The organism is Pelagirhabdus alkalitolerans, from assembly GCF_900096905.1.
GTDB lineage: Bacteria > Bacillota > Bacilli > Bacillales > Amphibacillaceae > Pelagirhabdus > Pelagirhabdus alkalitolerans.
Window position 1 is genome coordinate 22046 of record NZ_FMYI01000007.1, and the last position, 26331, is coordinate 48376.

The 26331-nt window shown below is 38.1% G+C and carries 22 protein-coding genes; 18 read left to right on the top strand and 4 right to left on the bottom strand.

From position 1 onward, the window contains the following. Nucleotides 1–18: 18 nt before the first annotated feature. Nucleotides 19–3210 carry a glycosyl hydrolase 53 family protein gene (locus tag BLR62_RS12660; protein WP_090796145.1) on the bottom strand — a complete coding sequence of 1064 codons (3192 nt, stop codon included), beginning with the start codon at nucleotides 3208–3210 and terminating at the stop codon, nucleotides 19–21. 289 nt (nucleotides 3211–3499) lie between these two features. Between BLR62_RS12660 and BLR62_RS09245 the strand changes: the two genes are divergently transcribed. The 7 genes from BLR62_RS09245 to BLR62_RS09275 all read left to right on the top strand — a co-directional run bounded on the left by BLR62_RS09245 (nucleotide 3500) and on the right by BLR62_RS09275 (nucleotide 12073). Next, a complete protein-coding gene (locus BLR62_RS09245) occupies nucleotides 3500–4354 on the top strand; it encodes a MurR/RpiR family transcriptional regulator (protein ID WP_090796146.1) in 855 nt (284 codons plus the stop codon). Beyond that, nucleotides 4347–5243: an N-acetylmuramic acid 6-phosphate etherase gene (gene murQ / locus BLR62_RS09250; protein ID WP_090796148.1), complete on the top strand. Its 897-nt coding sequence runs from the start codon at nucleotides 4347–4349 to the stop codon at nucleotides 5241–5243. Before BLR62_RS09245 ends, murQ begins: the two co-directional genes overlap by 8 nt. Nucleotides 5244–5258: 15 nt before the next feature. Continuing rightward, on the top strand, nucleotides 5259–6683 hold the full coding sequence (locus BLR62_RS09255) for a PTS transporter subunit EIIC (protein ID WP_090796150.1): 1425 nt from the start codon (nucleotides 5259–5261) through the stop codon (nucleotides 6681–6683). Further along, the gene (locus BLR62_RS09260) at nucleotides 6664–7722 is read left to right on the top strand and encodes a MupG family TIM beta-alpha barrel fold protein (protein ID WP_090796152.1); all 1059 of its coding nucleotides are present in this window, start codon (nucleotides 6664–6666) and stop codon (nucleotides 7720–7722) included. Before BLR62_RS09255 ends, BLR62_RS09260 begins: the two co-directional genes overlap by 20 nt. A 268-nt stretch (nucleotides 7723–7990) precedes the next feature. After that, nucleotides 7991–9556, top strand: a complete 1566-nt coding sequence (locus BLR62_RS09265; RefSeq protein WP_281241151.1) for an alpha-glucoside-specific PTS transporter subunit IIBC — start codon at nucleotides 7991–7993, stop codon at nucleotides 9554–9556. Between the two features lie 37 nt (nucleotides 9557–9593). Further along, the gene (locus BLR62_RS09270; RefSeq protein WP_090796154.1) at nucleotides 9594–10922 is read left to right on the top strand and encodes a 6-phospho-alpha-glucosidase; all 1329 of its coding nucleotides are present in this window, start codon (nucleotides 9594–9596) and stop codon (nucleotides 10920–10922) included. 404 nt (nucleotides 10923–11326) lie between these two features. Next, the gene (locus BLR62_RS09275) at nucleotides 11327–12073 is read left to right on the top strand and encodes a MurR/RpiR family transcriptional regulator (RefSeq protein ID WP_090796156.1); all 747 of its coding nucleotides are present in this window, start codon (nucleotides 11327–11329) and stop codon (nucleotides 12071–12073) included. A 61-nt stretch (nucleotides 12074–12134) separates the two neighbouring features. On the opposite strand, the gene BLR62_RS09280 is transcribed toward BLR62_RS09275, so the two are convergent. Next, complete coding sequence (locus tag BLR62_RS09280) at nucleotides 12135–12596, bottom strand: GNAT family N-acetyltransferase (RefSeq protein ID WP_218119770.1); 462 nt, start codon at nucleotides 12594–12596, stop codon at nucleotides 12135–12137. Nucleotides 12597–12710: 114 nt separating this feature from the next. On the opposite strand from BLR62_RS09280, the gene BLR62_RS09285 reads away from it, so the two are divergent. From BLR62_RS09285 to BLR62_RS09295, 3 genes are read left to right on the top strand one after another with little or no spacing between them, the layout of a single operon-like run. After that, the gene (locus BLR62_RS09285) at nucleotides 12711–13070 is read left to right on the top strand and encodes a CidA/LrgA family protein (RefSeq protein ID WP_090796158.1); all 360 of its coding nucleotides are present in this window, start codon (nucleotides 12711–12713) and stop codon (nucleotides 13068–13070) included. Further along, nucleotides 13067–13753 carry an LrgB family protein gene (locus BLR62_RS09290; RefSeq protein ID WP_090796159.1) on the top strand — a complete coding sequence of 229 codons (687 nt, stop codon included), beginning with the start codon at nucleotides 13067–13069 and terminating at the stop codon, nucleotides 13751–13753. Before BLR62_RS09285 ends, BLR62_RS09290 begins: the two co-directional genes overlap by 4 nt. Nucleotides 13754–13770: 17 nt before the next feature. Then, nucleotides 13771–14208: a hypothetical protein gene (locus BLR62_RS09295; protein WP_090796162.1), complete on the top strand. Its 438-nt coding sequence runs from the start codon at nucleotides 13771–13773 to the stop codon at nucleotides 14206–14208. Nucleotides 14209–14265: 57 nt separating this feature from the next. On the opposite strand, the gene BLR62_RS09300 is transcribed toward BLR62_RS09295, so the two are convergent. Next, nucleotides 14266–15333, bottom strand: a complete 1068-nt coding sequence (locus BLR62_RS09300; RefSeq protein ID WP_090796163.1) for a hypothetical protein — start codon at nucleotides 15331–15333, stop codon at nucleotides 14266–14268. A gap of 121 nt (nucleotides 15334–15454) precedes the next feature. On the opposite strand from BLR62_RS09300, the gene BLR62_RS09305 reads away from it, so the two are divergent. The 7 genes from BLR62_RS09305 to BLR62_RS09335 all read left to right on the top strand — a co-directional run bounded on the left by BLR62_RS09305 (nucleotide 15455) and on the right by BLR62_RS09335 (nucleotide 23277). Then, nucleotides 15455–16033, top strand: coding sequence for a thioredoxin family protein (locus BLR62_RS09305; protein WP_090796166.1), 579 nt, complete (start codon nucleotides 15455–15457; stop codon nucleotides 16031–16033). A 62-nt stretch (nucleotides 16034–16095) separates the two neighbouring features. Further along, nucleotides 16096–18006: a BglG family transcription antiterminator gene (locus BLR62_RS09310; RefSeq protein WP_090796168.1), complete on the top strand. Its 1911-nt coding sequence runs from the start codon at nucleotides 16096–16098 to the stop codon at nucleotides 18004–18006. 91 nt (nucleotides 18007–18097) lie between these two features. Then, on the top strand, nucleotides 18098–20029 hold the full coding sequence (locus tag BLR62_RS09315; protein ID WP_090796170.1) for a PTS fructose transporter subunit IIABC: 1932 nt from the start codon (nucleotides 18098–18100) through the stop codon (nucleotides 20027–20029). A gap of 133 nt (nucleotides 20030–20162) precedes the next feature. Further along, complete coding sequence (locus tag BLR62_RS09320) at nucleotides 20163–21170, top strand: TIGR00341 family protein (RefSeq protein ID WP_090796172.1); 1008 nt, start codon at nucleotides 20163–20165, stop codon at nucleotides 21168–21170. 74 nt (nucleotides 21171–21244) lie between these two features. After that, the gene (locus BLR62_RS09325) at nucleotides 21245–21538 is read left to right on the top strand and encodes a hypothetical protein (protein WP_090796174.1); all 294 of its coding nucleotides are present in this window, start codon (nucleotides 21245–21247) and stop codon (nucleotides 21536–21538) included. Between the two features lie 116 nt (nucleotides 21539–21654). Beyond that, complete coding sequence (pfkA, locus tag BLR62_RS09330) at nucleotides 21655–22611, top strand: 6-phosphofructokinase (protein ID WP_090796176.1); 957 nt, start codon at nucleotides 21655–21657, stop codon at nucleotides 22609–22611. 117 nt (nucleotides 22612–22728) lie between these two features. Then, entirely contained in the window at nucleotides 22729–23277 is a 549-nt protein-coding gene (locus tag BLR62_RS09335) for a glutathione peroxidase (RefSeq protein ID WP_090796178.1), read from the top strand. A gap of 54 nt (nucleotides 23278–23331) precedes the next feature. Here BLR62_RS09335 and BLR62_RS09340 read toward each other — a convergent pair whose 3' ends face one another. Next, nucleotides 23332–24960 (bottom strand): glutathione ABC transporter substrate-binding protein, encoded by a 1629-nt coding sequence (locus tag BLR62_RS09340; protein WP_090796180.1) that lies wholly within the window; start codon nucleotides 24958–24960, stop codon nucleotides 23332–23334. Between the two features lie 465 nt (nucleotides 24961–25425). On the opposite strand from BLR62_RS09340, the gene BLR62_RS09345 reads away from it, so the two are divergent. Beyond that, on the top strand, nucleotides 25426–26322 hold the full coding sequence (locus tag BLR62_RS09345; protein ID WP_090796182.1) for an ABC transporter permease: 897 nt from the start codon (nucleotides 25426–25428) through the stop codon (nucleotides 26320–26322). Nucleotides 26323–26331: the final 9 nt, after the last annotated feature.

A 26331-nucleotide genomic window follows, 5' to 3' on the forward strand; every position in this document is an offset into this window, starting at 1 on the left:
TGTTTAGGGGGATTTTCTTTAGGCTTTTTTCTTATGTTGGATGATCCAAATAATACCTCCGCTAACTAATAGTACAAGTCCAGCTAGCAGACCATTAAATAGGTTTGTTGCTGTGTCTGGTAATATTTCGTCGGAATCTTCTTCATCTTCTGTTGTTTCTTCTCTCGTTTCATCTGTAGAGTCTTCATCTACATCGTCATCATCAGAATCAGGTGAAGTTGTGCTATCACTAGACTCATCATCTTCACTTTCATCATCTTGACTAACTTCCATAACCGTGTAATAACTGAAATGATCAATCGATGCAGTCACAAAACCGTTTTCTAAATCTGACTCCGTTAATTCAATGATTTCTAGAATCTCTCCGTCCTCATTTAAATAAACGACGCGTAAATCATCTTCATTTGATACATCACTTGCTTCAATCTCAAATGTGATATCAATCGTTTCATTCAATTCAGCTCCTGATAATTCAAAGCGATAAACAGGGCTTAATGTTGAAATATCCGATAAATATGCTTCTGTTACTGATAATTCAACATCCCCATCTCCTTTTAAGATAGAAGCGGGTAAATCTAAGGTGACATGTTCATATTTAATCGTTAACACATCATCATCCGATAGACTATCCAATAATTCTTTTGTAAACGTAAGTTTTTCATCTTGCATGTCGTATGAGAATCCATAATTCGTTGTCGTTAATTGATCTTTTGAAGAAATAACCCCATCATCTGATTCTTCCTCGTCTGGAAGGTCTTCTTCATCTAGATCCCCTGTCCGGTACAGATAAAAGTCATCCAGTGTTCCCCAAGATTCTGGATTTGAGGCGATTTCTGCACCAATAGTTAAGGTGCCGTCAGTGACTTGTATGTCGTTAATTTCTATTTGAATCCAGTTGCTCCAACCGCCTACAAACGTATCTTCTGTTAATCGTTCATGAGTTGTTTCGGCAAATAAATGCATATCAGAATCTTCTTCATTTGAGTCACCGCCTTGGTTATACATCTCTAATGTATAATAACCAGGCTCAAGATCTATTAATGTCTGTTCTAAGCGAAAATCAACAGGTTCTTCATGATAATAGTGGACGTGGTGTGATCCCGTTCGTGAATCACCTGAACCCTCACCAAATGTTGCATGTTCAGAAACGCTGTCTGGGAAGATAATTGACCACATCGAACGATCATCGTCTTCGAAACTTGGATTTTCAATAAAGTTTTCTGCTAAAATATTCAAAGTAGCAGTAATCGTGTCACCATTTTCTATTTCTCCATCAATGGAGTAGCTGCCTTGTCCTGATTCGATAGCATCCTCAATGACTTCTTGATTCCATTCAACTTCAAATTCTTCTTCCGTCCGATCATTCATAACAGCTGTTACTATCGTTGGAAGCTCAACAGGTGAACCAGGTATTGCCTCAATTTCAACATCTCGATAATAATCGACGGCCACTTCAGCTACAGCTCCTGTATCAACGTAGTTAAATAGATTAAGTGTTGGAAGGGGGTTTCCATCAAAATCAAATAACGCTTGGTTATCGACTGCACTTCCGCCATACCATTCACCTGCGTCATCTGGGTCATAGCTTGCTGAATAGCTGGATGCCCAACCTGATCCATGCTCTTCCCAAAGTTCCTGATTGGCTTCAAATTCTTCTGGTGGTCCTACTGGTAACCAAGCGGGTTCCCAGTAGAAGACACCAATCCCCGCTTCTCCTACATTCGTGACAGCTTCAAATACATCACGAAATGCATCAGCCTGTCCTTGAACCGTATAGGGATAAGGAGGATTGCTTTCGTTTCCTGTAATAGTGTTCTCGTGACCATCACCTTCTTCAGGTGTGTACGCATAAGAAGTTTCAGCAACCATCACTTTTTTATTATACGTATCGGCAATATGTGATAATTCATTTGTTAAGTTTTCAAGTGAACCGTGCCAGAAAGAGTAGTAGGAGCTTGCGAATACATCGTAATCAACGTCATGCTCATGCAAAATCTCACCTAATTCACGGTAACGTCCTTCTGTTTCTGGATTTGTAAAATGAAGCGCTACGAGTAAGTCATCATCAAAGTCTCTGACAGCTTCTGCTCCTGCGTTAAAGAGACGTGTAATGTTAGGCCACTCGGTTTCACCAGACATGGCACTATTCGTTTCATTTCCGACTTGGACCATGCCAATATTAGCACCACCGGCTTCAATTTCTTGTAATGATTTGATCGTAAAATCATATAGTGCTTCTTCTTTTTCTGATATACTCATGCCCTCCCAAGATTTGGGGACTTGTTGTTTCCCTGGGTCTGCCCAGAAGTCTGAGTAATGGAAGTTAACGAATAATTCAAGACCGGCATCAGCTGCTCGTTGTCCAATTTCGACAGCTGTTTCGACATCATTATTACCACCGCCGTATCCATTCCCATTTTCATCGTACGGATCATTCCATACTTTCACACGTACGTAGTTAGCTCCAGCATCAGCAAACAGTTGAAAGACATCAGCCTCTTCGCCATTGTTATCATAGAAAGTGACGCCACTTTCTTCTAAAGCAATGACACTTGATATGTCGACACCTTTCATGAAATCATCATCTATCCCATCGACTCGTTCAACAAAAATGTCCGATTCTACAGGGTGAGCCTCCTCATTATCACCAGTATCTTCATGGTAGGTGAGGGATAATGCATCGAGATAACCCCATCCTTCAGGCTGTGATTCAACTGTAACGGTAAACGTAACATCATTGATGTCTTCTTCCAATGTGAATGATTCAGTACTTTCTTCAAAGTCTTCTGATTCATACGTTATTTCAACACTCGTGTTCCAGCTATCTTCTATTGATAGATTTACAAGAGAATCTTCACCTTGCTGCTGCATTGAGAATGAATAATCACCTGCAGGCAGTGAGTCGATTGTTTGACTGATCGTAAAGGCTGCTGATTGATCAGTTTTCTCAGGATCTAACCAAAAATTCAGAGAGTAGTCTCCGCTGTATGAAGCATCACCGACATGGTTAATCCCTTCATCCCATGCATCCCAATTATCTGTTGTTACTTCCCATACATCATCATCCCAAAAATCTTCATCAAATTGACCGTTTGCAAGCAAGTTGGGTGCAGTTGCTTGAACGGGTTGATCCGGATTAGGTATCGCTAGGATACCAATAACTAATGTTGCCATCATAAATAATGCTAAATTTCTAACTCTTTTTTTCATTATCCCACTCCTTAATTAAGTTAATTTATTTATATTTTTATTATAAAACGCTTACAAACAATTTGATATATCATAATCGAACACTTTAGTTTCATATTTTTAAACGCTTTAAAAATAATTAGAAAATTAAGAAATTTTTTATAAATTTAAAAGGAAATGTTTCATGAGTATAAGGAAATCAAGGTGAAAACGTTCACTCTGTGGTACAATGTTTCATAACTATTGAGTTTCGTTGACACTTAGTTTTACGAGGCATAAAATTAACCTATAGCAAGAAGGAGTTTTGACAATGAAAATTGCGACGATTCGTTTAAGAGAGTACTACGATCAAGCAAGTACGACAGAGCAAGCGATTATTGATTTTGTGCTTCGGCATCCGGATGAGACGTCAAAAATGACGATCTATAAATTAGCCGAAGTGACTTATTCATCTCCATCATCGATTATTAGGCTTTGTAAAAACAATGGCTATTCTGGTTATAAGGAATTTGCAAAAGCACTCATTTATGAGCAAGCTGTTCGCAAAAATTATAAGAAAAAGGATATTGCTGATGTAACAAAAGCCAACTCGATTGGAGAAGTCGTTGAGAAAGTAACTAATAAGAATATTATATCGTTAGAAGAGACGATGAGCTTACTAGATTACGATGTACTTGAAACGTGTGTAGAGAAGATTGATCGCTGTAAGAAACTGGTTTTGTTTGGTATCGGTGCTTCATTAATAGTTGCTAAAGATGCACAACTAAAATTCACACGAATGAACAAGATGGCTTATGTTAGCGAAGATTGGCACACACAACTATTAATGGCTCGAAATATGGATGAGAATGATGTAGGGATCATTATCTCCTATTCTGGGCAAACGAAAGAAATGATTGAATGTGCCAAAACCGTTAAACAAAATCAAGCTGAATTGATTTCGATTACTAAATACGGTCAATCACCCGTAACGGATCTTTCACATCATCATTTATTTGTTGCAGCGAATGAATATGCCTTCAGAAGTGGTGCCATGTCGAGTCGTATTTCACAATTGAATCTTGTTGATATCCTTTATACTGCTTACGTCAATCGTCAATATGAGAAATCACTTGAAATATTAGAAAAAACACAAATACGAAAGGAGTCGGATGCGGATGATTAATTTAAGTAGCATGTCAACTGAGAAACAAAATCCGAATACGATGAACCTTGATCAAATGACATATTTGGAAGCATTGTCTGTTATGAATCAGGAGGATGGAAATGTTTCGCAAGCCATTGAGTTGGTTTTACCGAAGATAGAAGAAGCAGTCAAAGCGATTGTATCGGCTTTTGAACAAGGAGGCCGATTGATCTATATAGGAGCTGGAACAAGTGGTCGTTTAGGTGTATTAGATGCAGCTGAGTGTCCACCTACTTTTGGAACACCAAAAGAGATGGTAGTTGGTTTAATTGCAGGGGGTGAGAGAGCGTTTACGGAGGCAGTTGAAGGTGCAGAAGATTCTAAAGAGATGGGAGTCAGTGATTTAAAGTCGATTGATTTAAATCAAAAAGATGTTGTTGTCGGTTTAGCTGCAAGTGGAAGAACACCTTATGTGATTGGTGCACTTGAGTATGCTAATGAGAAAGGGGCAGTTACTGTAGCTGTTAGTTGCAACAAGAATTCTGCTATTGGTGCTGTTAGTCAAATAGCGATTGAAGTGGCAGCTGGTCCTGAGGTACTTACAGGTTCAACGCGATTAAAAGCAGGGACCGCTCAAAAAATGGTATTGAATATGCTATCAACGATGTCGATGGTCGGTATTGGTAAGGTTTATCAAAATTTAATGGTAGATGTCCAACCGACGAACCAAAAGCTATTGAAAAGAGCAGAGCACATCGTCATTAAAGCAACTGATGCTAGTTTAGAAGAAGCACAAGTTGCATTAGAAGAGAGTAATGGAAACGTCAAGTTAGCGATCACCATGATTTTATTAGGATGTGACATTGAAACAGCCGAGTCAAAACTTGAGAGTGCAAAAGGTCACATTAGACAAACATTAACTAACTAAAGAGAGGTGTTGTAAATGGCTAATCAAAATGAGCAATTACTCGACAAAATTGTAGAACTTGTAGGTGGAAAAGATAATATTCGTTCTGCAACGAATTGTATGACAAGACTTCGCATTCGTATTAAGGATCACGATTTAATTGAAATTGATAAATTAAAAAATACTGAAGGGGTTATGGGTGTTGTAGAAGAAGAAACCCTTCAAATTGTTGTCGGTCCTGGTAAAGCTAAAAAAGTAGCTGATTTATTGAAAGAAAAATATCAAGTGTCACAAGCTGCTAGTGTGACAGAAGACTGGCAAGAAAATAAAGATGCGATTAAACAAAATCAAAATAAAGGTAAAGTGAAGCAAACGTTAGAAACAATTTCTGGTATCTTCATCCCGATGATTCCTGCAATTATTGCGGCTGGTATTTTTAATGGCTTTAGTAGTTTAATTGGTACAATGCAAGGTGAAGGTATCATAGATGGCCAGTTTTGGGAAACGGTTCGCCTTCTATTTGCTTTAATTGGGACAGGTTTCCTTGGTTACTTTGCCATTTTTACGGGTATTAATGCTGCCAAGCGATTTGGCGCAACCGAGGCACTTGGTGGTATGATCGGTGCCATTTCAATTGCTGCTCCGATCGACGATATTTCCCAGTTATACGGTTTATTCGATGCTGATGAACCGTTAAATTCAATTTTAACAACAGGTAAAGGTGGTATCATCGGGGTCATCTTCGGTGTTTTCATCTTAGCAAAAATTGAAAAAGCTGTCCGTAAGCGAGTACCTGATGTGTTGGATTTAATTGTGACCCCGCTTGTCACACTTTTAGCTACAACACTATTATTCGTATTCGTTGTTATGCCGGTTTCAGGGTTCCTATCTGATTGGTTAGTCGATGCATTAAGTATTATTATCGGTTCAGAAAATGCGGTTGTAAGTGTGATATCTGGTTATATATTAGCAGCTGTCTTCTTACCAATGGTTCTACTAGGTCTTCATCACGGTTTAATACCGATCTATGCGATTCAATTAGAAGCACTTGGTGGCGTTACGTTGTTCCCAGTACTTGCAATGGCAGGTGGAGGTCAAGTCGGTGCAGCAATTGCGATTTACTTGATTTCTAAAAAAGTTGGTAACGATCGAATGAAACAAGTGATTGCAGGTGCTCTTCCAGCTGGTATTCTAGGTATCGGTGAACCACTTATTTACGGTGTTACACTTCCACTCGGTAAACCATTTATTACAGCTGGTTTAGGTGCTGGTTTTGGTGGTGCATACGTAATGATGATGAACGTAATGGCAAACGCTTGGGGACCTTCAGGTTTAGTGGCTGTTCCACTTATGCATGCAGATAAGATGGTTCACTTTGTGATTGGTATTTTCATCTCTTACATCGGTGGTTTTGTCATGACATATTTATTCATAAAACGAAATGATGTTCGAAATGGTTAAACGTTTAGGGCTATCTGTTTATATTTCCACCTTTTCTAAACAAAAGGAGATGTTAACTAATTTTATAGGAAGTGAAAGTTTCATTTTCACTTCCTTTCACATTGCAGAAGAAGTTGATGAACATTACATCGCAAAAGCTAAAGAAATGTGTGATTGGTTAAATCAACATGATTTTAAAATTTTAGCTGACGTGTCCCCTAAAACATTGGAACTTTTTGAGTATGAATCATTAGTTGCCTTTGCATCGGATTTTGGGCTGGATCAATTGCGACTTGATTATGGCTTTAATACTGAAACGATTAAAGACTTATCAAGCCGTTATCCGCTCATGGTCAATGCTTCGACCTTAGATTTCCCTGATGAATTGGTGAGTGATTCATCATGTAAGATCGATGCAATGCACAATTTTTATCCACGTCCAGAAACAGGGTTAGATCGTGAACTCTTTCGATCTATAAATCAACAGATTACGAACCAAAACATGGATGTATTAGCGTTTATTCCTGGTGATACAGTGATGAGAGGGCCGATTTATGAAGGACTTCCAACCCTCGAAGATCACAGGAATCAACCCCCATATGTTAGTTTTTTAGATCTTGTAAAAAACGAGGGGATTGAGACCGTTTGTGTTGGAGATGTCGCCTTATCTACTCGTCAGATTGATTTGATTTTGGCTTATCTGGATACAGGTATCATCCAAGTTCCTGTTGAATTGGATGAACCATATACGTATTTATACGGCAAATCGTTTACAATCAGAATGGATTCGCCGAGTGGACTAAAACGATTCCAAGAATCTAGACAAATTGCGAGTTTAGGTCAAGCGGTACCAAAACGACGTACTATTGACCGTAAACGCGGGGTGCTAACGATGGATAATGAGAAGTATTTACGCTATTCAGGAGAGATTCAATGGCTCAGTCAAGATTATCCTCAAGATGATAGGGTTAATGTTATTGGTGAAGTAGATGATGAGTATTTAGCTCTCCTTGATCTCGTGAAAAATGGTGATGTGATTCAGTTAGTAAAAGCTAAATAATGATAAAGTTTTGTTGGGAAAAAGATAATAATCAAGAAAAGACCGATCCAAACGATAGATGGATCGGTCTTTTTTTATAGTCTGAAAAGATGTATAAACACTGATATAAAGGCGTTTTTAAGTGTTGGGAAATTTCCCGCCTTTTAAGAAAAGTACCTAAACTTAAACCGCGTTCCCTAAAGGCTTTCATTATATTGCAACCGCTTACTTTCGATGTTTGAATGTAGGTATCAAAGAAACAATAAAACATTTTTCAGGAGGCTACGCTATGTTAAATTCACTGAAAGAAAAAGTTCAGCGTTTTGGTGGGGCGATGTTCTTCCCAGCATTACTCTTACCGTTCGCTGGTATTTTACTCGGTTTAAGTGTTATTTTGCAAAATGATCAATTATTTCCTTTTGCAACGGAAGGCTCAACGTACACACAAATTATTGGCATTTTAGAGCAAACATCTCTCGTTATATTTAATAATCTACCGATGATTTTCGTATTAGGTATTCCAATTACACTTGCAACAAAAGAATCGGGGCGAGCGACATTAACTGCGTTTATCACTTATCTAACGTACAACTACTTTATGGGTGCAACATTAAGTGCATTTGGTCCAACGTTCGGTGTTGATAATTTTGAACCAGGTGAACTTGGGCTAACTGAAATTGCGGGTGTTTTAACGCTCGATACGAACTTAATTGGCGCTATTTTGGCTGCGTCATTGGCTGTTTGGATCCATAACAAATATTATGATTTCGAAGTACCTAACATGTTACAAAGCTTTAAAGGTACACCACTTGTTGTGATTATCCTTTTCCCAATTACTATTTTGGCAGGTATTGTAACATTAATTGTTTGGCCAACCATCCAGTCAGGTATTTTCAATATGCAGAGCTTCATGGTTGAATCAGGCGTGTTTGGTGTTTGGACATTTACATTTTTAGAACGTATTTTGATTCCGACTGGTTTACACCACTTTATTTACGGCCCGGTTTTTTATGGTCCAATTGCGATCGATGGTGGAACAGTGAATTATTGGATTCAAAATTTATCTGATTTTGCGAATTCTACTGATAGTTTAACATCACTATTCCCACAAGGTGGCTTAATGCTTACAGGTATGGGTAAGACGTTTGGAACAACAGGTGCTGCGATTGCCATGTATTTAACAGCTAAACCTGAGAATAAGAAAAAAGTACTCGGTTTACTTATTCCAGCTGTTGTTACAGCAATCTTAACAGGTATTACAGAACCGATTGAATTTACGTTCTTATTTATTGCACCATTACTATTCGCTGTACACGCATTTCTTTCAGCAACGATGGCGAGTGTCCTTTATGTATTAGGGCTTTCAGGTAACTTCCAGACAGGCTTTATTGATTTCATTTTCCAGAACTGGTTACCGCTAGGTGGCAACCATTACATGATTTATATTATTCAGTTTCTAGTTGGTCTTGGTTTCATGGCACTTTATGTCGTGATTTTCAGTGCCTTGATCAAGAAGTTTGACTTCAAAACGCCTGGTCGATCGGATGATTTATCTTTGAAAACGAAGAAAGATTACAAAGCGAGCAAAAAAGATGGTGAATCAACGGGTAGCGTCGATCAAGATTTAGCATCAGCGTATCTTGAAGCACTTGGTTCTAAAGACAATATCGAAAGCGTGACAAATTGCGCAACACGACTCCGTGTAAAAGTAAAAGACCCTGAACAAGTTGAATCTGATGCAGTGTTTATGGATATCGGTGCAGCAGGTGTTGTTCGCTCAGGGCAAAACTTACAAGTTATTGTCGGTTTACGTGTTCCTCAAGTAAGAGGGTATATTGAAGAGTTAATAAAATAAAACATAAAATATAGAACAAAAAGGAGACGATCTAATTATGAAAAAACATTCAATTGTAATCGCAGGCGGAGGTAGTACATTTACACCGGGAATTATTATGATGCTTCTTGATAACCTAGATAAATTCCCAATTAAAGAGATTAAGTTTTATGATAATGATGAAGAGCGTCAAAATACGGTTGCGGATGCTTGCCGTGTCATCATTAAAGAAAAAGCACCTGAGATTAAATTTTTAGCAACTGTTGATCCTGAAGAAGCATTCTCAAATATTGATTTTGTGATGGCGCATATCCGTGTAGGGAAATATGCAATGCGTGAAAAAGATGAGAAGATTCCACTTGAACACGGTGTCGTTGGTCAGGAAACATGTGGACCAGGTGGTATTGCTTACGGGATGCGTTCAATTGGTGGGGTTCTTGAGTTGATTGAACATATGGAAACTTTCTCACCGAATGCATGGATGCTTAACTACTCAAATCCAGCAGCCATTGTAGCAGAAGCAACGCGTCGCCTGAAGCCGAATGCAAAGGTGCTGAATATTTGTGATATGCCAATTTCAATTGAGAATTTAATGGCATCAATTCTAGAACTTAACTCTAGAAAAGAAATGATTGTGAAATATTACGGCCTTAACCACTTTGGTTGGTGGACGGATATTCGCGACCGAGAAGGCAATGACTTAATGCCGAAGTTGAAAAATCATGTTAAAGATAAAGGGTATGCGATCGAATTTTCTGAATCAGGTCAACATGTTGATGACAGCTGGAAGTCAACTTTTACTAAGGTGAAAGATGTTTACGCACTTGACCCAGAAACAATGCCGAACACATACTTGAAATACTATTTCTACCCTCAAGATGAAGTAGAAAAAGCAAATGCTGAGTATACACGTGCGAATGAAGTGATGGACGGGCGTGAAAAACATGTCTTTGGTGAATGTAATCGAATTGCTCAGGCAAATACGAGCGAAGGGTCAACACTTGAGATCGATGAGCACGCATCTTACATTGTTGATTTAGCAAGAGCGATTGCTTATAACACACAAGAAAGAATGTTACTCATTGTGGAAAATAACGGTGCGATTGAAAACTTTGATCCAACAGCAATGGTTGAAGTGCCATGTATTGTTGGTTCACAAGGACCAGAACCGTTAACGCAAGGTCAGATCCCACGCTTCCAAAAGAGTTTAATGGAACAACAAGTGGGCGTTGAAAAACTCGTTGTTGAAGCTTGGGAAGAAGGGTCTTACCAAAAACTATGGCAAGCACTGACATTATCAAAAACGGTACCAAATGCAAGAGTTGCAAAAGAATTGTTAGATGATTTAATTGAAGCAAATCAAGAGTACTGGCCAACGTTAAAATAGGTTCCAAGTCAATTGTTGGGATGAGCTCATACACGCTTATTATCTCAAATAGCTTTTAGAGATGACGGTGTTCACGATGAAATTTGAGCAACACTTTTCTAGCGTTCGGGTATTATTAGTGGCTTGTGTGAAGACAACGAGACGCCTGCGGGAAGAGCACGAGCTGAAGATCCACTTAGGAAAGTGAACTTCTTTCCTAAGTTAGCTGAAGCCGTGCCCGCGGCAAGCGAGTGGTCGAACACACAGCGCACCCAATTGCGTCTTTATCCCAACATATAGTTTAGGGCCTTATAAGTTAATGTTCACGTAAAAAGGGAATCCAACCAGTTTTGGATTCCTTTTTTCTTGTCACAAAAGACGAAATGATGTATTCGCGTTATAATAGGTTTTGGAGGTGTTGAAAAATGCTTGAAGATCGAATTAATAATCACTATGATACGTTATCTGAAAATGATTTTTATGTGTTAGACTATGTTCAATCCAACATTAAAGCATGCCAAGACATGACGATTAATGAGTTGTCGAAAAAGAGTGCGACATCACGATCATCGATTTTGCGCTTAACACAAAAGTTAGGTTTTTCTGGATTTAGCGAATTTAAGTACAGTTTGAAACATGAGCGGACAGAATCAGAATCTGAGCTCTGCTACTTTGAACAGACGAAACAAGATCTAGACATGACGGATAAGTTGTTCCACTCAATTGAAAAAGAACCGATCTATAGAACGATTAAACAAGCACGGTTTATCTATGGATTTGCGACAGGATGGGGGCAACGTAATGCGTTAGAAGAATTAAAGCGCTACTTTCTTTCAATGAACGTGCCGATTTATTTGATTCCTGCGACCACAGAATTAAATATGGTATTAGACCATTTGACTGAAGATGATCTCGTTATATTCATCTCATTAAGTGGCGATGTTGATTACATAACAAAAGAACTAAAAACATTATCAGTGCGTCATATTCCCACATTATCGATCACAAGTTTAAAAAACAACCATCTTCAAGAACAGTCTGCTCATCATTTGTATTATCAGTCTACGGACTTAGGATATCGATTTGGTGCAGAACATAAATCATTTATTGGTTTGCAACTCTTGATCGATTTGTTATATAGAGGGTATCTGAATTATTTAGGACAAGATTAACGTGACGAAACAGTTCTATCGACATAAAAGGCTTTATTTCCTGGGAAATAAAACAATCATTCTAAATAGTTTTGGCGAATATTAATTTATCTTTGGCTCGAATGCCGTGTTCATAAATAGGCTTAGGATAATTTGTGAAAAAATCAAATTCTAATTCAACAAGTCTAAATCCACATTTTTGATAAAAGGCGATATTGTCTATACTAGAATTAGCGGTTGCGACAATCAGCTTCTGGTAGCCTTTGGAATGATAGTAGGTTTCAGCTTGATCAATGACTTTCTTTCCATAACCGTGATTGCGCAATCCAGGTTGCAAGGCAATGTTTTTTAATTCGACTGTTCCTGGTTCATTGAACGTAAATAGTGCGACACCGATTGACTTATGATCTCTTTGAATACTAAATAGTTCTCCGTCAAATAGATACGTTCTAACAATCGATTCATTTTCATCCGCCAGCAACAATTCATCTAAATAGTTTTCTCTTTTCTCATCAGGAATGGACGTAAGTTTAATTGAGCTCATCAAAACACCTCACTATTAGACTAGGGTCCTTTAATTGTATCATTATTTCGAGTCAAAATATGATAAAATGTGAAAAGCATCAAAAAATAGTGACATATTTGAGAGGTCGATTACATGAAAAAAGCAAGTCGCATTATTTTACAAGTCGCACTGATTCATGTGTTTTTATATGCAGCGATTGGCATTGAGCTTATTATTCCAGTCCCGCTTCCAACGACGATCATCGGTTTATTTTTACTGTTTTTCTCACTTTTATTTGGATGGATAAAGTTAGAGTGGGTAGAAGAGGGCGGTCGTTGGTTACTCGCTGAGTTATTATTGTTCTTCATTCCCTCGGCAGTTGGCATCATTGATTATGAGGAAGTGTTCGGACTTCAGGGGTTAGGTGCTATAGTAGTTATCTTACTTAGTACAGCTGTTGTACTCGCGACGATGGGGCTTATTGTTGAACGATTTGGGGTGAGTGAGTCATGATGATTGTATTTGTGACAGTATTAACCTATGTGCTGTATCGGTTGGCGAAGTGGTTAGGAAATAAATATCCAATTCTTTTGTTTCACCCGTTAATTTTCACACCAGGATTGATTATTTTGGTTGTCTATTTATCTGGAATGTCGTTTCAGGAATATCAAGAAGGATCTGTCTTTTTAACGCATTTGTTGGGGCCTGCGACTATTTCATTTGCAATACCAGTTTATAAACATCGAGCATTTTTGAAGAAATATTTTCTCTTAATTGTGACAAGTGTTTTAATTGGATCAGTTGTCGCGATTCTTTCGACTTTGGGGTTTGCCTTACTATTTGGATTAGAAGATATGATGGTTATTAGTTTATTACCACGATCGATCACAACACCGCTTGCGATTGAGGTAGCGAATGAAATTGGAGGCGTTCCTGCACTTGCGATCGTCTTTGTTATTATTACGGGGATTTTAGGTGCGCTAATGGCACCCAGTATATTTAAGTGGTTAAATATAAAATCTCAAATGGCTAAAGGGTTAGCTTTAGGAATGAGCGCGCACGCAGTAGGAACGAACCGTGCATTTGAATATGGTGAAGAAGCGGTCACCTTCTCCACACTTGCGATGATTTTTGCGGGTGTGATAACGATTTTATTAAGCTTAACTGTGTTACCATTTATTGTGGCGGTTATTTAACAAAAGGGGGAAGTCATATGTCTAAACTTACACATAAACTGTATTATGCTATTATTGTCGTATCATTTTTAATCCCAGCATTCTTTTTTATGTATTTATTTATGGTAGCACGCGTTTCAGGTGCTGAGTTATCAACTGTATTAGCTGAGGAGCCGTTACTTGTAATGATGATGCTTGTAACAGGGATTACAGTGCTTTGGGGTTATTTACTTTATTACGTCAAAGATGAAGAGCGTTTTAAAAATGGTCGAGCAGGTCATTTGTTGTTCTTTATGATTGTCTCGCAAATCTTTATGGGTAATATTTTTCTTGTTGTGCTGGCAATGATCACACGCATGAAATTACCGTACGCAAAAGAAACAACATACTTAAAAAAATCAGATATTTTTATATCGATGCTTCTGATTGTGTTGTCCGGTTTTTCTGGATACGTCTTACTTCGAACGGCTCTTTAAATACACATATTAAAATGAATGTGCTCAGTCAATTGATGAGCGCATTCATTTTATTCGTTATCGTTTTATAATCATATTAACGTGTTCTTCTCGCTCTTTTGGGTCGAGTGCTTGCGTATAGATATGCGCCTTTTTATTGCGTGCTTTTTTAGCTTGATTTAAAAAATATATGCCTTCTTGGATATGGTGTTTGTATTGTAAAGTGAGTGATTGAATCGATTCACGGTGTCGTTCATCGGTTCCTTCTTCAATTGTCATTTGGTATAGGTCGATGATTTGATCGTTATGCTTTTCAGGTTCATGTTCATGAGGTGCTGTACTATCAAAGATGGCTATGCTTAATTCAGGGATGATCACCATGTCAAAACTCGATGGGTCAAAGCCGCAGTGATACACTTGAGTCGAAAACCCACGTATGGTCGCCTCTTTTAATATCTTTTTCATTAAGGTCGATTTTCCTGATCCGGCACGCCCCTTTATAAGCAATCGTTTTTTGATATTCTGTGTTAGATTTGGGATGAAATCAATAACCCCATCCCCAGTCGATGCGCCTAAAAAACGATGCTTCGACGTAGTTGTATTCGTCTTGGTCGTTTCGTTGCTGAATAAAGTATGGATTAAATCCTCTGCTAATTGGTTCGCTTTTTCAAAGTCGAGTGCCTCTATATAAACTTCTTCCAATTGATCATGGATTTTTAAACCATCATTGAAGGATTGATGAGCTAAAGACAAGAAGTGATTGGTTTCTTTCTCGAGTTGTAAAATGGCTTCTTTTTGCTCAGATAAAAGTTCTTGATTAAACAGTGTCGATAGATCGATCGTTTGCTCAACGACACCAGGCGCGCTTATGTGTTGATTGGTGTGCACGACACCGTTAATGATTGCCATGTTGTCTGTTGTGTTAATGATGCCAGAAATGGACTCTGTAGAGAGGGGATCGATCCATACTTCAATTGAATCGCTAAAACAGATCCATTTATCACGAATCTCTTCTAAAATCGAAGCGATCACAAAAGACGTAGCCCCTGTTAAATAAATAATGCGACCCAAATCATCCAGTTGGTTATGACTAAAATCAGTGTACCCTTCTGCCGTATGAGCGCCAGCGAAATAATAGTAAGTCATACACGTGCTCCTTTCTTAAAGCTAACGTTTTAGTCTATTCTTTTTGGAATGAGTTTATGCAAGAAGTTGGTCGACAAATCATTGTAAACGCTTTATCATAGAAGAAAGGAGGAATGATTGTATGGCTTTTACATTAGAAATTGGCGAGAAGGCACCGGAATTTGAATTACCCGCAACAAATGGGAATACGTATCGTTTATCTGATTTCACAGAGGATGTTTTAGTTGTTTTTTTCACATGTAATCATTGTCCATTTGTTGTCGGTTCGGAGGAACTAACACGTCGTACAGCTGAACGGTTCCAAGAAAGAGGGGTTCGGTTTGTCGCGATCAATTCAAATAGCGCAAAGACACACCCTGATGATTCCTTTGAGCATATGGTCGAACGTATGGATGAGAAGCGATTCCCTTGGCTTTATTTACATGATGAAACGCAAGATGTGGCCATGAGATACGGCGCACTAAGAACGCCGCACTTCTTCGTTTTTGACCAAGAGCGTAAACTCGTCTACACTGGACGAGGCGTTGACTCACCTCGTGAGGCAGAAAAGGTGACAACATATGATTTAGATCAAGCTCTAGATGAGTTACTTGCTAATCAACCCATTACGACACCATTGACAAATCCAATTGGTTGTAACGTAAAATGGGAAGGTAAAGATGCGCATTGGATGCCAGAAGAGGCATGTGATCTTGTATAATACAGAGCTCCTGCTTAATATAAGGGCAGGAGTTTTTTTATAGTGATGGGGGATGAACGTTTATGAATGATCGGCAAAAAGAAATCGTTCAGTATTTGTTGCAACAAAAAGAGGATTATCACACGATTGATGACTTAACGAAGGTGTTTGATTGCTCGGAAAAGACGATTCGAACAGACTTTAAGAAAATCGATCAGATATTAAGTGAACAATTTAATGCGACATTAATAAGGCGACCAGGTGTTGGCGTGACTTTATCTGTATCTGAAAATGAGATCGATCAATTAAATCAATTTAGTCAAACAGATAAAAAAGTAAGCACCTTAACAGAAGAAGATTCTATAAAAATCTGTTATCAGCTACTAATGGCAACAAAACCATTAACCATTCAAGATTTAGCAAATGACTATTTTGTTTCAAAAGGTCAAATAAAAAAAGTATTAGATGAACTGGAAGACTTCTTGTCACACTATCAACTAAAGGTAGTATCTAAACAAAAAGTAGGAATCATTATCGAAGGAAAAGAAAGTCAAAAGCGTACGGCTCTTGTTATGATCGATCAGTTAAGACAAGATAAGTCTATAAATCAGCCATATTTACTGCACTTTTTTTATGCGTATGAACTGGATCTAGTCAGGAAAGCTTTGCAGCAATTCCAAGATAGCCAAATGTTAATCTTTACAGATGAAAGCTTTGAGGGCATTGTGTTACATATTCTTTTGATGGTTCGACGCATTAAATTAAATCAAATGATTCAAGTATCTAAAGATGATCAAGACTTTATTTCCACAAAGCATGAGTACGAGGGTACAAAAGCTTTAGTAAGCGATATTGAAACCTCTTTTAAAGTGAGGATTCCAGAACCGGAGATCGTATATTTAACGATGCACATATTGGGCGCAAAGCGAACCAATGAACCAGATAGTTTCTTTGATGTTGAAATGGAAAAACGAGCAGAAGCGATGACTCAAGAGTTGACGAGACGTTTATCAATTTTGACATTAATTCCATTTGAACAAGATCCTGTTTTGAAAGAAGGATTAGTGGTTCATTTATATTCAACACTAAATCGATTGACATTTGATTTACACGTTGAAAATCCGTTAGTCCAAGACATCAAAAAAATGTATCCTTATTTGTTTGATATGATTCTTTTGAGTATACAGGAGATGAATACAATCTTTCCTGAAGATGAAGTGGCGTATTTGACGCTTCATTATCAAGCCTCGTATGAACGTATCATGAAAACACGTCAAACGAAAACAACAATCGGTATTATTTGTCATATGGGGATTGGAACATCAGAGATCTTAAGGTCTAAATTGGAACGATACTTTACGAGTATTGAAGTGGTCTCAATCGGGAGTAAACGAGAAGTTAAGGCAATTATTAAAGACAATGACCCTGACTTGTTTGTTTCGACGGTACCGCTAGAAATTGAACAACCTCCACATATAGTCGTTAGCCCCTTGTTAAATGAGGATGAACGCAGGAGATTGTCTAGCTTTTTAACAAAAGCAAGCAGATCAGCTATTTCGCATTCTTCAGCTGAGCTCGCCTTTTATATTGACGAGGCTCATCTGTTTTTGAATATCACAATTGACCATCGATATAAATTAATTGAAAAAATGGCGGAACGACTGCATATGGATGGTTTCGTTGACAAAGAATATATTCATCAAGCATTACGACGTGAACGAACGGCGTCGACGGTCATCGGAGGGGGCATTGCGATTCCTCATGGTGATCCTAAATATGTGAAGCACTCAGCGATTGCGGTTGCGACATTAAATCAACCTCTGGATTGGGATGGTGAGAAAGTGTCGCTCGTCTTTTTACTCGCGATCAAGCATGAAAAAGATGTGAGTCGAAAAGAATTGTACCAACGTTTAACCGTCCTAGCTGAACAGCCATCCCATGTGCAAGCACTTATAAACTTAAATGATAAACAAGCCTTTATTGAAAAAATCTAAATTACCGGAAGTTCCGGAAGTAATTAAAGCCTTTTCATTACGAGAATGATTATATACTGTAGATAGATCAAATTGATGAGGAGGCTTTAAAATGAAATTAGTCGCAATTACGTCTTGTCCGAATGGAATTGCTCATACGTATATGGCAGCTGAAAATTTAGAGAAAGCTGCTGAAAAATTAGACGTCGATATTAGCGTTGAAACACAAGGCGGTGTCGGGGTAGAAAATGAGTTATCACAAGAAGCGATCGACCAAGCAGATGGTGTGATTATTGCTGCTGATAAGACGGTCAACAAAGAACGTTTCATTGGTAAAAAATTAATCTCAACAGGTGTTCAAGAGGGAATCAGAAATCCTGAGTCATTAATTAAACAATTTGAAACGGGAAATGTTAAGGAATATCGTGGAACGGATGATGGTGATCAAATGCCAACACGATCAAGTGGAGATAAGCAAAACCCAATTTACCGTCACTTGATGAATGGTGTTTCGTTCATGGTTCCATTTATCGTTGTTGGTGGTCTATTGATTGCGATCTCACTAACATTAGGTGGGGTACCTGGGGAAGAAGGAATTGCGATACCTGACGATTCGTTCTGGGCAACAATTGAAGCAATTGGTGGCGCAGCCTTTAGCTTTATGGTGCCGATTTTAGCAGGTTACATTGCTTACAGTATTGCGGATAAACCAGGACTTGCACCAGGTATGATTGGTGGTTATATTGCTGCAAACGGTGCATTATACGGTTCACCGGAAGCTGAAGCGGGCTTTTTAGGCGGTATTATTGCTGGTTTCTTAGCGGGTTATGTCGCACTTTTAATCAAACGAATTAAAGTGCATAAAATGATACAACCGATTATGCCGATTATTATTATTCCAGTTGCTACTACGTTAATTGTTAGTTTACTGTTTGTCTTATTTATCGGAAATCCAGTTGCTTCTATATTTGCTGGCTTAACGGATTGGTTAGAAGGCATGCAAGGAACAAGCTCAGTTGTACTTGCTTTAATATTAGGTGCAATGATTGCATTTGATATGGGTGGTCCTGTTAATAAGGTAGCCTTCATGTTCGGTTCTGCTATGATTGTAGAAGGTAATTACGGTATCATGGGACCGATTGGTGCTGCGATTGCGATTCCACCTATTGGTATGGGACTTGCGACATTTATGTTCAAGCAGAAATTCCTACCTGAACAACGTGAAACAGGTAAAGCATCGATCACAATGGGCTTTTTCGGTATTACAGAGGGTGCCATTCCATTTGCTGCTCAAGACCCATTGCGCGTCATTCCAAGTATCATCGTTGGTTCGATGGCAGGATCGGTTGTAGCTATGCTATCAGGTGTTGGTAACCAGGTGGCACACGGTGGACCGATTGTTGGCCTTCTAGGTGCTGTGGATAATGTCTTGATGTTCTTTGTTGCGATTGCGATTGGTTCAGTTGTTGTTGCATTCATGATTAAGGTGCTTAAAAAAGATGTGGATGTTGAACCTGTATCTGCAAATGAAACGCCAGTAAAAGCAACACCTGCATCAGCGGATCGTCATGAAACAGAAGAAACAGGATTTCAAAAATTAACGGATATTACAAATCTCGGACTCATTGAACCTCAATTAAAAGAGACAACTCGTGATGATGTCATTGATACGATGATTGATCGTTTAGTTGAAGATGGAGCTGTGACAGAAAAAGATGCATTTAAGTCTGTCATATTAGAACGCGAACAAGAAGGCACGACCGGTATTGGCATGAATGTTGCTATACCTCATGGTAAATCTGATGTCGTTAAAGAACCAAAAGTTGTGTTTGGTATTCAAAATGAGGGTGTCGATTGGCATTCAACAGATGGATCGTTGTCAAAATTGATCTTTATGATTGCTGTTCCAAAAGATAGAGAAGGTGATGATCACTTAAAAATCCTTCAAATGTTATCACGTAAATTAATGGATGATGACTTTCGTCAGCAATTACTGTCAGTGAAATCCAAAGAAGAAGCTTATCAATTGTTAGATGAAATTTAAAAGAAATCAGCGAGCGGACATGTGATCATACGTGTCCGCTCGTTCTTTTGTTTTAACTAGGTGAATTTGATGTCTAGTTGGTTCTTTTTTAGGGAATGGTATAATAGATTTCAGTATCGAGGGAGTTTTTTATATGGAGTTGCAGTTAATAGAAGTTTACATACCGAATGATAAAGTGGATAATTTTAATGACCGTTTAGATTCTTTTGATATTGTATCGGAATGGGCGAGTCGAGCAACGGATCAAATGCATTTATACAAGCTATTGATTGAAAAACAACATACGGAAGAGATTTTGGATTTTTTAGAAACAGAAGCGAACTATGATGATAAAATGCAAGCCATTCTTTATGATATTTCTACATACTTGCCACGTGAAAAAATAGAAGAAAAAGAAGAAGAAGCGAAGCTGACAGAAGAAGAAAAAAAAGCAGAGGTAACAAGAGCAAGCAGGCAAGAATTATATCATGTCGTGGATTCGGCAAGTCATTTCACGACCAATTTTAGGTGGATGCTTATTCTGTCGGCAATTGTTGCGACAGTTGGTATTGTGAAAGATAGTGCAGCGGTTGTGATTGGTGCGATGGTTATTGCTCCACTCATTGGTCCTTTTACATCACTGGCATTTTCAGCTGTACTCGGTGATCGTAAAGTGATGTTACGCTCATCAGCGACAGCGTCCGTTGGTATTTTATTACCCCTGTCCATTGCGATTGTATTTGGATTTTTATTTGATATTCCCGTCGATAGTGATGAATTCTCAGCACGGCTTAACGTTGAGTTTATGGATATTATTTTAGCCCTAGCAGCGGGTGCAGCGGGTGCGTTATCGTTTGTAAAACGTGTGTCTGAAGCGTTGGTTGGCGTGATGGTATCTGTTGCGCTTTTGCCACCAACTGTTGTTTTGGGTATGATGCTTGGGTCATTTGAGTGGGTTGAAGCCGTTACGCCATTGTTACTGCTCTTAGTTAATGTGAATTCAATTTTATTGTCTGCTATTGTTGTCTTTTGGGTGACAGGCATAAAACCGATCAACTGGCGAGAGATACAAGTGGCCAATACGTCTAGAATGATTGCATTAATCTTTGTCAGTGTTGTTATTTTAGTTCTGAGCATTTTTATATATATTATTGCAAGTTAAAAGATCTAGGATTGTCTGAGGTAATTCTGTATAATGGGAATGTAAGATTTAATTATAAAGGGAGGTGTCAGAGTATGCACATACATTTAAAACACCCTTCGGGACTCGTTAAAGAAACGAAAGTTGGTTTCAGCTGGACTGTTTTCTTTTTTGGTTTTTTCCCACCATTTTTTAGAGGTGATTGGAAATGGGGACTTATCATATTAATCTTAAGTTCATTTACGTTTGGTCTATCTAACATTGTATTTTGGTTTATTTACAACAAATTGTACATAAAAGACTTGTTAGAAGCGGGATACTCACCAGCTGATGAGCATAGCCGTAGTGTACTTGTGATGAAAGGGTACATTGCTGATGATCCGAGGTAAAACGACTGAAGCGATACATTTTGATATGTGTCGCTTTATTAATATTAAATAAATAGATTAACACGCGATTAAATAATATTAAATAAGGGAATGACAATACAGAAGGTGGTGTAAGTATGACAAAAATTGCTGTATTAACTTCAGGTGGCGATTCGCAAGGGATGAATAGTGCGATTCGTTCTGTCGTTAGAACCGGACTTTCAAATGGTTACGAGATGGTAGGTATTAAACGTGGATTTAAAGGATTAATTACAGGAGATGTCATTCCACTCGGAACAAAAGAAGTAAGTGATATTCTTTATCGGGGTGGAACATTTCTGCAGTCTGCTCGTTCAGAAGAATTTAAAACAAAAGAAGGGCAAGAAAAAGCACTCAAAACGATTAATGAACATGCGATTGATTATGTAGTCGTAATAGGCGGTGACGGAAGTTATAAAGGTGCCCAAGCGTTGAAAAAATTAGGCGTGAAGACGTATGGCCTTCCGGGTACGATTGATAATGATATTCCGCTTACCGATTATACGATTGGATTTGATACAACGCTTAATGTTGTGACAGATGCCATTGGCAACTTACGTGATACGATGAGTAGTCACGAACGTGTAAGTGTCATCGAAGCCATGGGTCGAAATTGTGGTGACATAGCACTTCAAGCTGGTATAGCGAGCGGTGTAGATGCGATTTTAATTCCTGAGATCGAACCTGATTTAGAAAAGATAGCTAAGGAATTAAAAGAAGGATTTGAGCGTGGGAAATCACATAGTATTGTTGTCGTTGCAGAAGGTGCAGGTAAGGCAAGTGACATATCAGAACAGCTGGCTTCACTTTCTGGTCTTGATACACGTCCAACCGTTTTAGGACATATTCAAAGAGGTGGAACACCAAGTGCTTTTGATCGAGTGTTTACAAGTCGATTAGGCCATCGGGTTATTGAGCTTGTTCAAGCTGATACTCACGGTGTGGCGATCGGGATGGAGCAAAATACCATTACCCATCATACGTTTGAAGAGATATTCAATAGTCAAAATACAATTGATGATAAACTGTACAAAATCTTTCATGATTTAGTCTAGTTCATATTAAGAGCTGGGCTTTTTTCATGGCTAATACATAATCATGAGCAAACTGTTATTGGTATTGGAATTAATGTTGTATAATTTTTGTATAGATAATGTTAAGGAGGACTAAAGATGGAGACAATTTATGATTATGAAGTGATGCAAACAAGTGGAGATCCACTATCTTTAAGTACATATGAAGGAGACGTATTGTTAATTGTGAATACAGCTAGTAAATGTGATTTCACTCCTCAATTTGATGATTTACAAAGGTTGTATGACAAATATAAAGATCAAGGATTTAAAATTCTAGGTTTTCCTTGCAATCAATTCCATGCACAAGAGCCTGGTACAGATGAAGAAGCAAAAGCATTTTGTCAAATGAATTATGGTGTTCAGTTTCCTATATTTAGTAAAATCTACGTAAACGGTAAACGTTCGCATCCTTTATTTCAGTATTTAAAAGAAGCTCAGCCATTTCAAGGTTTTGATGATTCCACAATGAATGCAAAATTAATTAAAAAAATCATTGAAGATCGTTATCCAGAGTGGTTAACCGGTGATGAAATTAAATGGAACTTCACGAAGTTTTTAGTGAATCGTGATGGTGAAGTGATTGAGCGCTTTGAGTCACATGAAGAGCCTCTTGATTTTGAAGCAAAAATTAAAGAATTATTATAATCAAAAAATCCTTATCCCATCTAAGTAATGGAATAAGGATTTTTTATTTTAGTATTATTGGTCTAGGTAAACATCATCTAGCATTAGGATGCCAGTTGGGTGTTGCCATAAACCTTGTACTTCATCACTTACAGCAAGTAAGAACTCTTGGTGGTGAATGTAAAGCATTGGTGCTTCTTCAACTAAGATTTCTTGTGCTTCACTGTAAATTTCTTGACGTTCTTCAGGATCAGGATTTTGACGTCCTTCTTCTAGAAGTGCATCTAATTCTTCGTTTTCTAAGAATGTACGGTTACCTGGCTCACCGAAGTTGTCAGAGTGGAACAATGGATACATACCATAGTCAGCATCACCTGTTACAGTAGACCAACCAAGAACGAACATATCGTGTTCTCCAGCTGCTGTGTTTTCTAGGTAAGCACCCCACTCAACAATTTCAATTTCAACATCGATGCCAAGATCAGCTAATTCATCTTGAACAACTGTTGCAGCATCAATACGCTCACGAGAGTCGTTCGTCCAAATTGTTGTTTCAAATCCGTCTTCATAACCAGCATCTGCTAGTAATTCACGAGCTTGATCAACATCATATTCTAGACCTGATACATTTTCATCATAACCGAATACTTCTGGTGCAAGTGGGCCAATTGCTGGTACACCAGCGCCACCGTATAGATCTTCGATGATGGCATCTTTATTAATTGCCATTGAGATTGCTTGACGAACTTGTGGATCATCAAATGGTTCTTTTTGTGCGTTAAAACCAATGTAAGAAAGACTTACAGATGGTGTTTCGTTTACATGGATACCTTCAGTGTTTTCAATACGAGAAACATCTGATGGGCTTAGTGGGTCACCAATGTGTGCTTGACCTGTTTCAATATCAGCAATACGTGTACCATCTTCTGGTACGACTCGGAAGACAATTGAATCTAAGTAAGCATTGTCGCCCCAATAGTCTTCATTACGAACTAAACGAATTTCATCGCCTGAGTTCCAGTAATCAAATTCAAATGGCCCAGTACCAACTGGTGATTCGTTAATGACTGAACCAGGTTCTTCGCCATCATCCATAGCTGCATAATCTTCTTCAATTAATTCTTGAGAGATCATACCGCCACCATTGTGTGCTAAGTGCGCAGGTAGTGGTGCGAACGAATACTCAGTTTCAAATTGTACTGTGTAATCATCTACAACAATAACATCAGTGATCATGTCGTAAAGGAAGGCTCTTGGTGAAGCAACAGCATCGTCTAGGATACGATTAATATTCGCTTCAACAACCTCAGCGTTAAATTCAGAACCGTCATGGAATGTGACGCCTTCTTCTAAATGAAACTCCCATAAAGTATCTTCAACCATTTCCCAATCATGTGCTAGGCCTGGTTGTACTTCCATGTCTTCATCTTGAACAACTAACGCCTCATAAATATTGTATGCAACGTTACTTGATGGTGTATCGTTTGAACCGTGTGGATTAAGAGCGACTGCGTCTGAAAGGTTTGCAATGACTAATTCGCCACCTTCTTGTGCTTCCTCAGTTGCTTCTTCTGTTGTTTCTTCCCCATTCTCATCGTCGACTGGGTCTTGGTCTTCTTCTGTATCTGTTCCACAAGCTGCAAACACAAGTAATGTCGCAACAAGCATAACTAGAAACAGAAATGATTTTTTCATTGATTTCACTTTTGTACACTCCCCTTTTAATTTTTCTGTTTTGTGAAAACTGACTATAATATACAACAGATTGAAAAATAAAACAAGTCAAAATTATCTAAAAACTTAATAAATTTTAAAACTTTAATCGATTTGGTCTATTGTTCGTGTTTCTTCATTAATGTAATCTATTTAATCGATTAAATAAGGTTTATTTATTTTAATTTTCTGATATTTTCGCATTTTATTGCAAATCTAGCTTAATTGTGGCAAAATTATTCATCGTAGCTATAAAAGTTTAATGATTGAACTTTTATAATAATTGTAGACGTAGTATCATAGAGAGAAGTCGATGATATTTGTTCTACAATTCAAAAAGTTTAGTTTATAAGCAGTCGTTGTTTTAACTATAGTAAGAATCCGTTTATAGATTAAATTTTTTGAAATTTCATATTTTCGACACTTTTAGATCTTAAAAAGAAAGGAAACTACATTATGAGGGAAGAAATTAATGAAAGTGCTGCACAAGCAAAAGCAGCTCCAAACCCAAGAATTGTTAAGATCAAGAATTTTTGGAAGAAATTAACATCCAGCAAATCCGCTGTCATCGGTGGTATTTTAATCATTCTCTTCGTTTTAATCGCATTTATCGGTCCTTATTTCACTCCTTATAGCCCCTTCGATACAGACACAAGTAATCGTCTTGTAGGTCCTTCAATGGAGCATTGGTTTGGCACTGATAATTATGGTCGTGATATTTTTAGTCGAATTATACACGGCATGAGCATTACATTGTATGTTGGCTTTTTCTCAGTATTCATAGGGATGACAGTCGGTGTACTATTTGGAATTGTCTCAGGTTATTATGGTGGTAAAGTTGATACAGTGATCATGCGTTTCATGGATATTTTACTCGCTTTTCCAGGTATTTTATTAGCGCTTGCAATTGTTGCTGTGTTAGGAAGTAGTTTGGAAAATGTTATTATCGCTGTAGGGATTTTCTCAGTTCCTGTGTTTGCTAGAATTGTGCGCGGTTCAACACTAGCAGTGAAAAAACTTGAATATATTGATGCTGTTAAGGCTTTAGGTGCGACAGATGGTCGTATTATTTTTAAACATATATTACCAAACGTTGCATCACCTATTATTGTTCAAGCAACGTTAAGTATTGCGACATCTATTTTATCTGCGAGTGGCCTATCATTTATTGGTATGGGGGCTCAACCTCCGATTCCAGAGTGGGGTGCGATGTTAAGTGATGGCCGAAACTATATGTATGATGCCACACACATTGCGACAATTCCTGGTTTAGCAATTGTTGTTGTTGTACTGGCCTTCAACTTATTTGGTGATGGTTTAAGAGATGCATTAGATCCAAAAATGAAAAACTAGAAAAGAGGT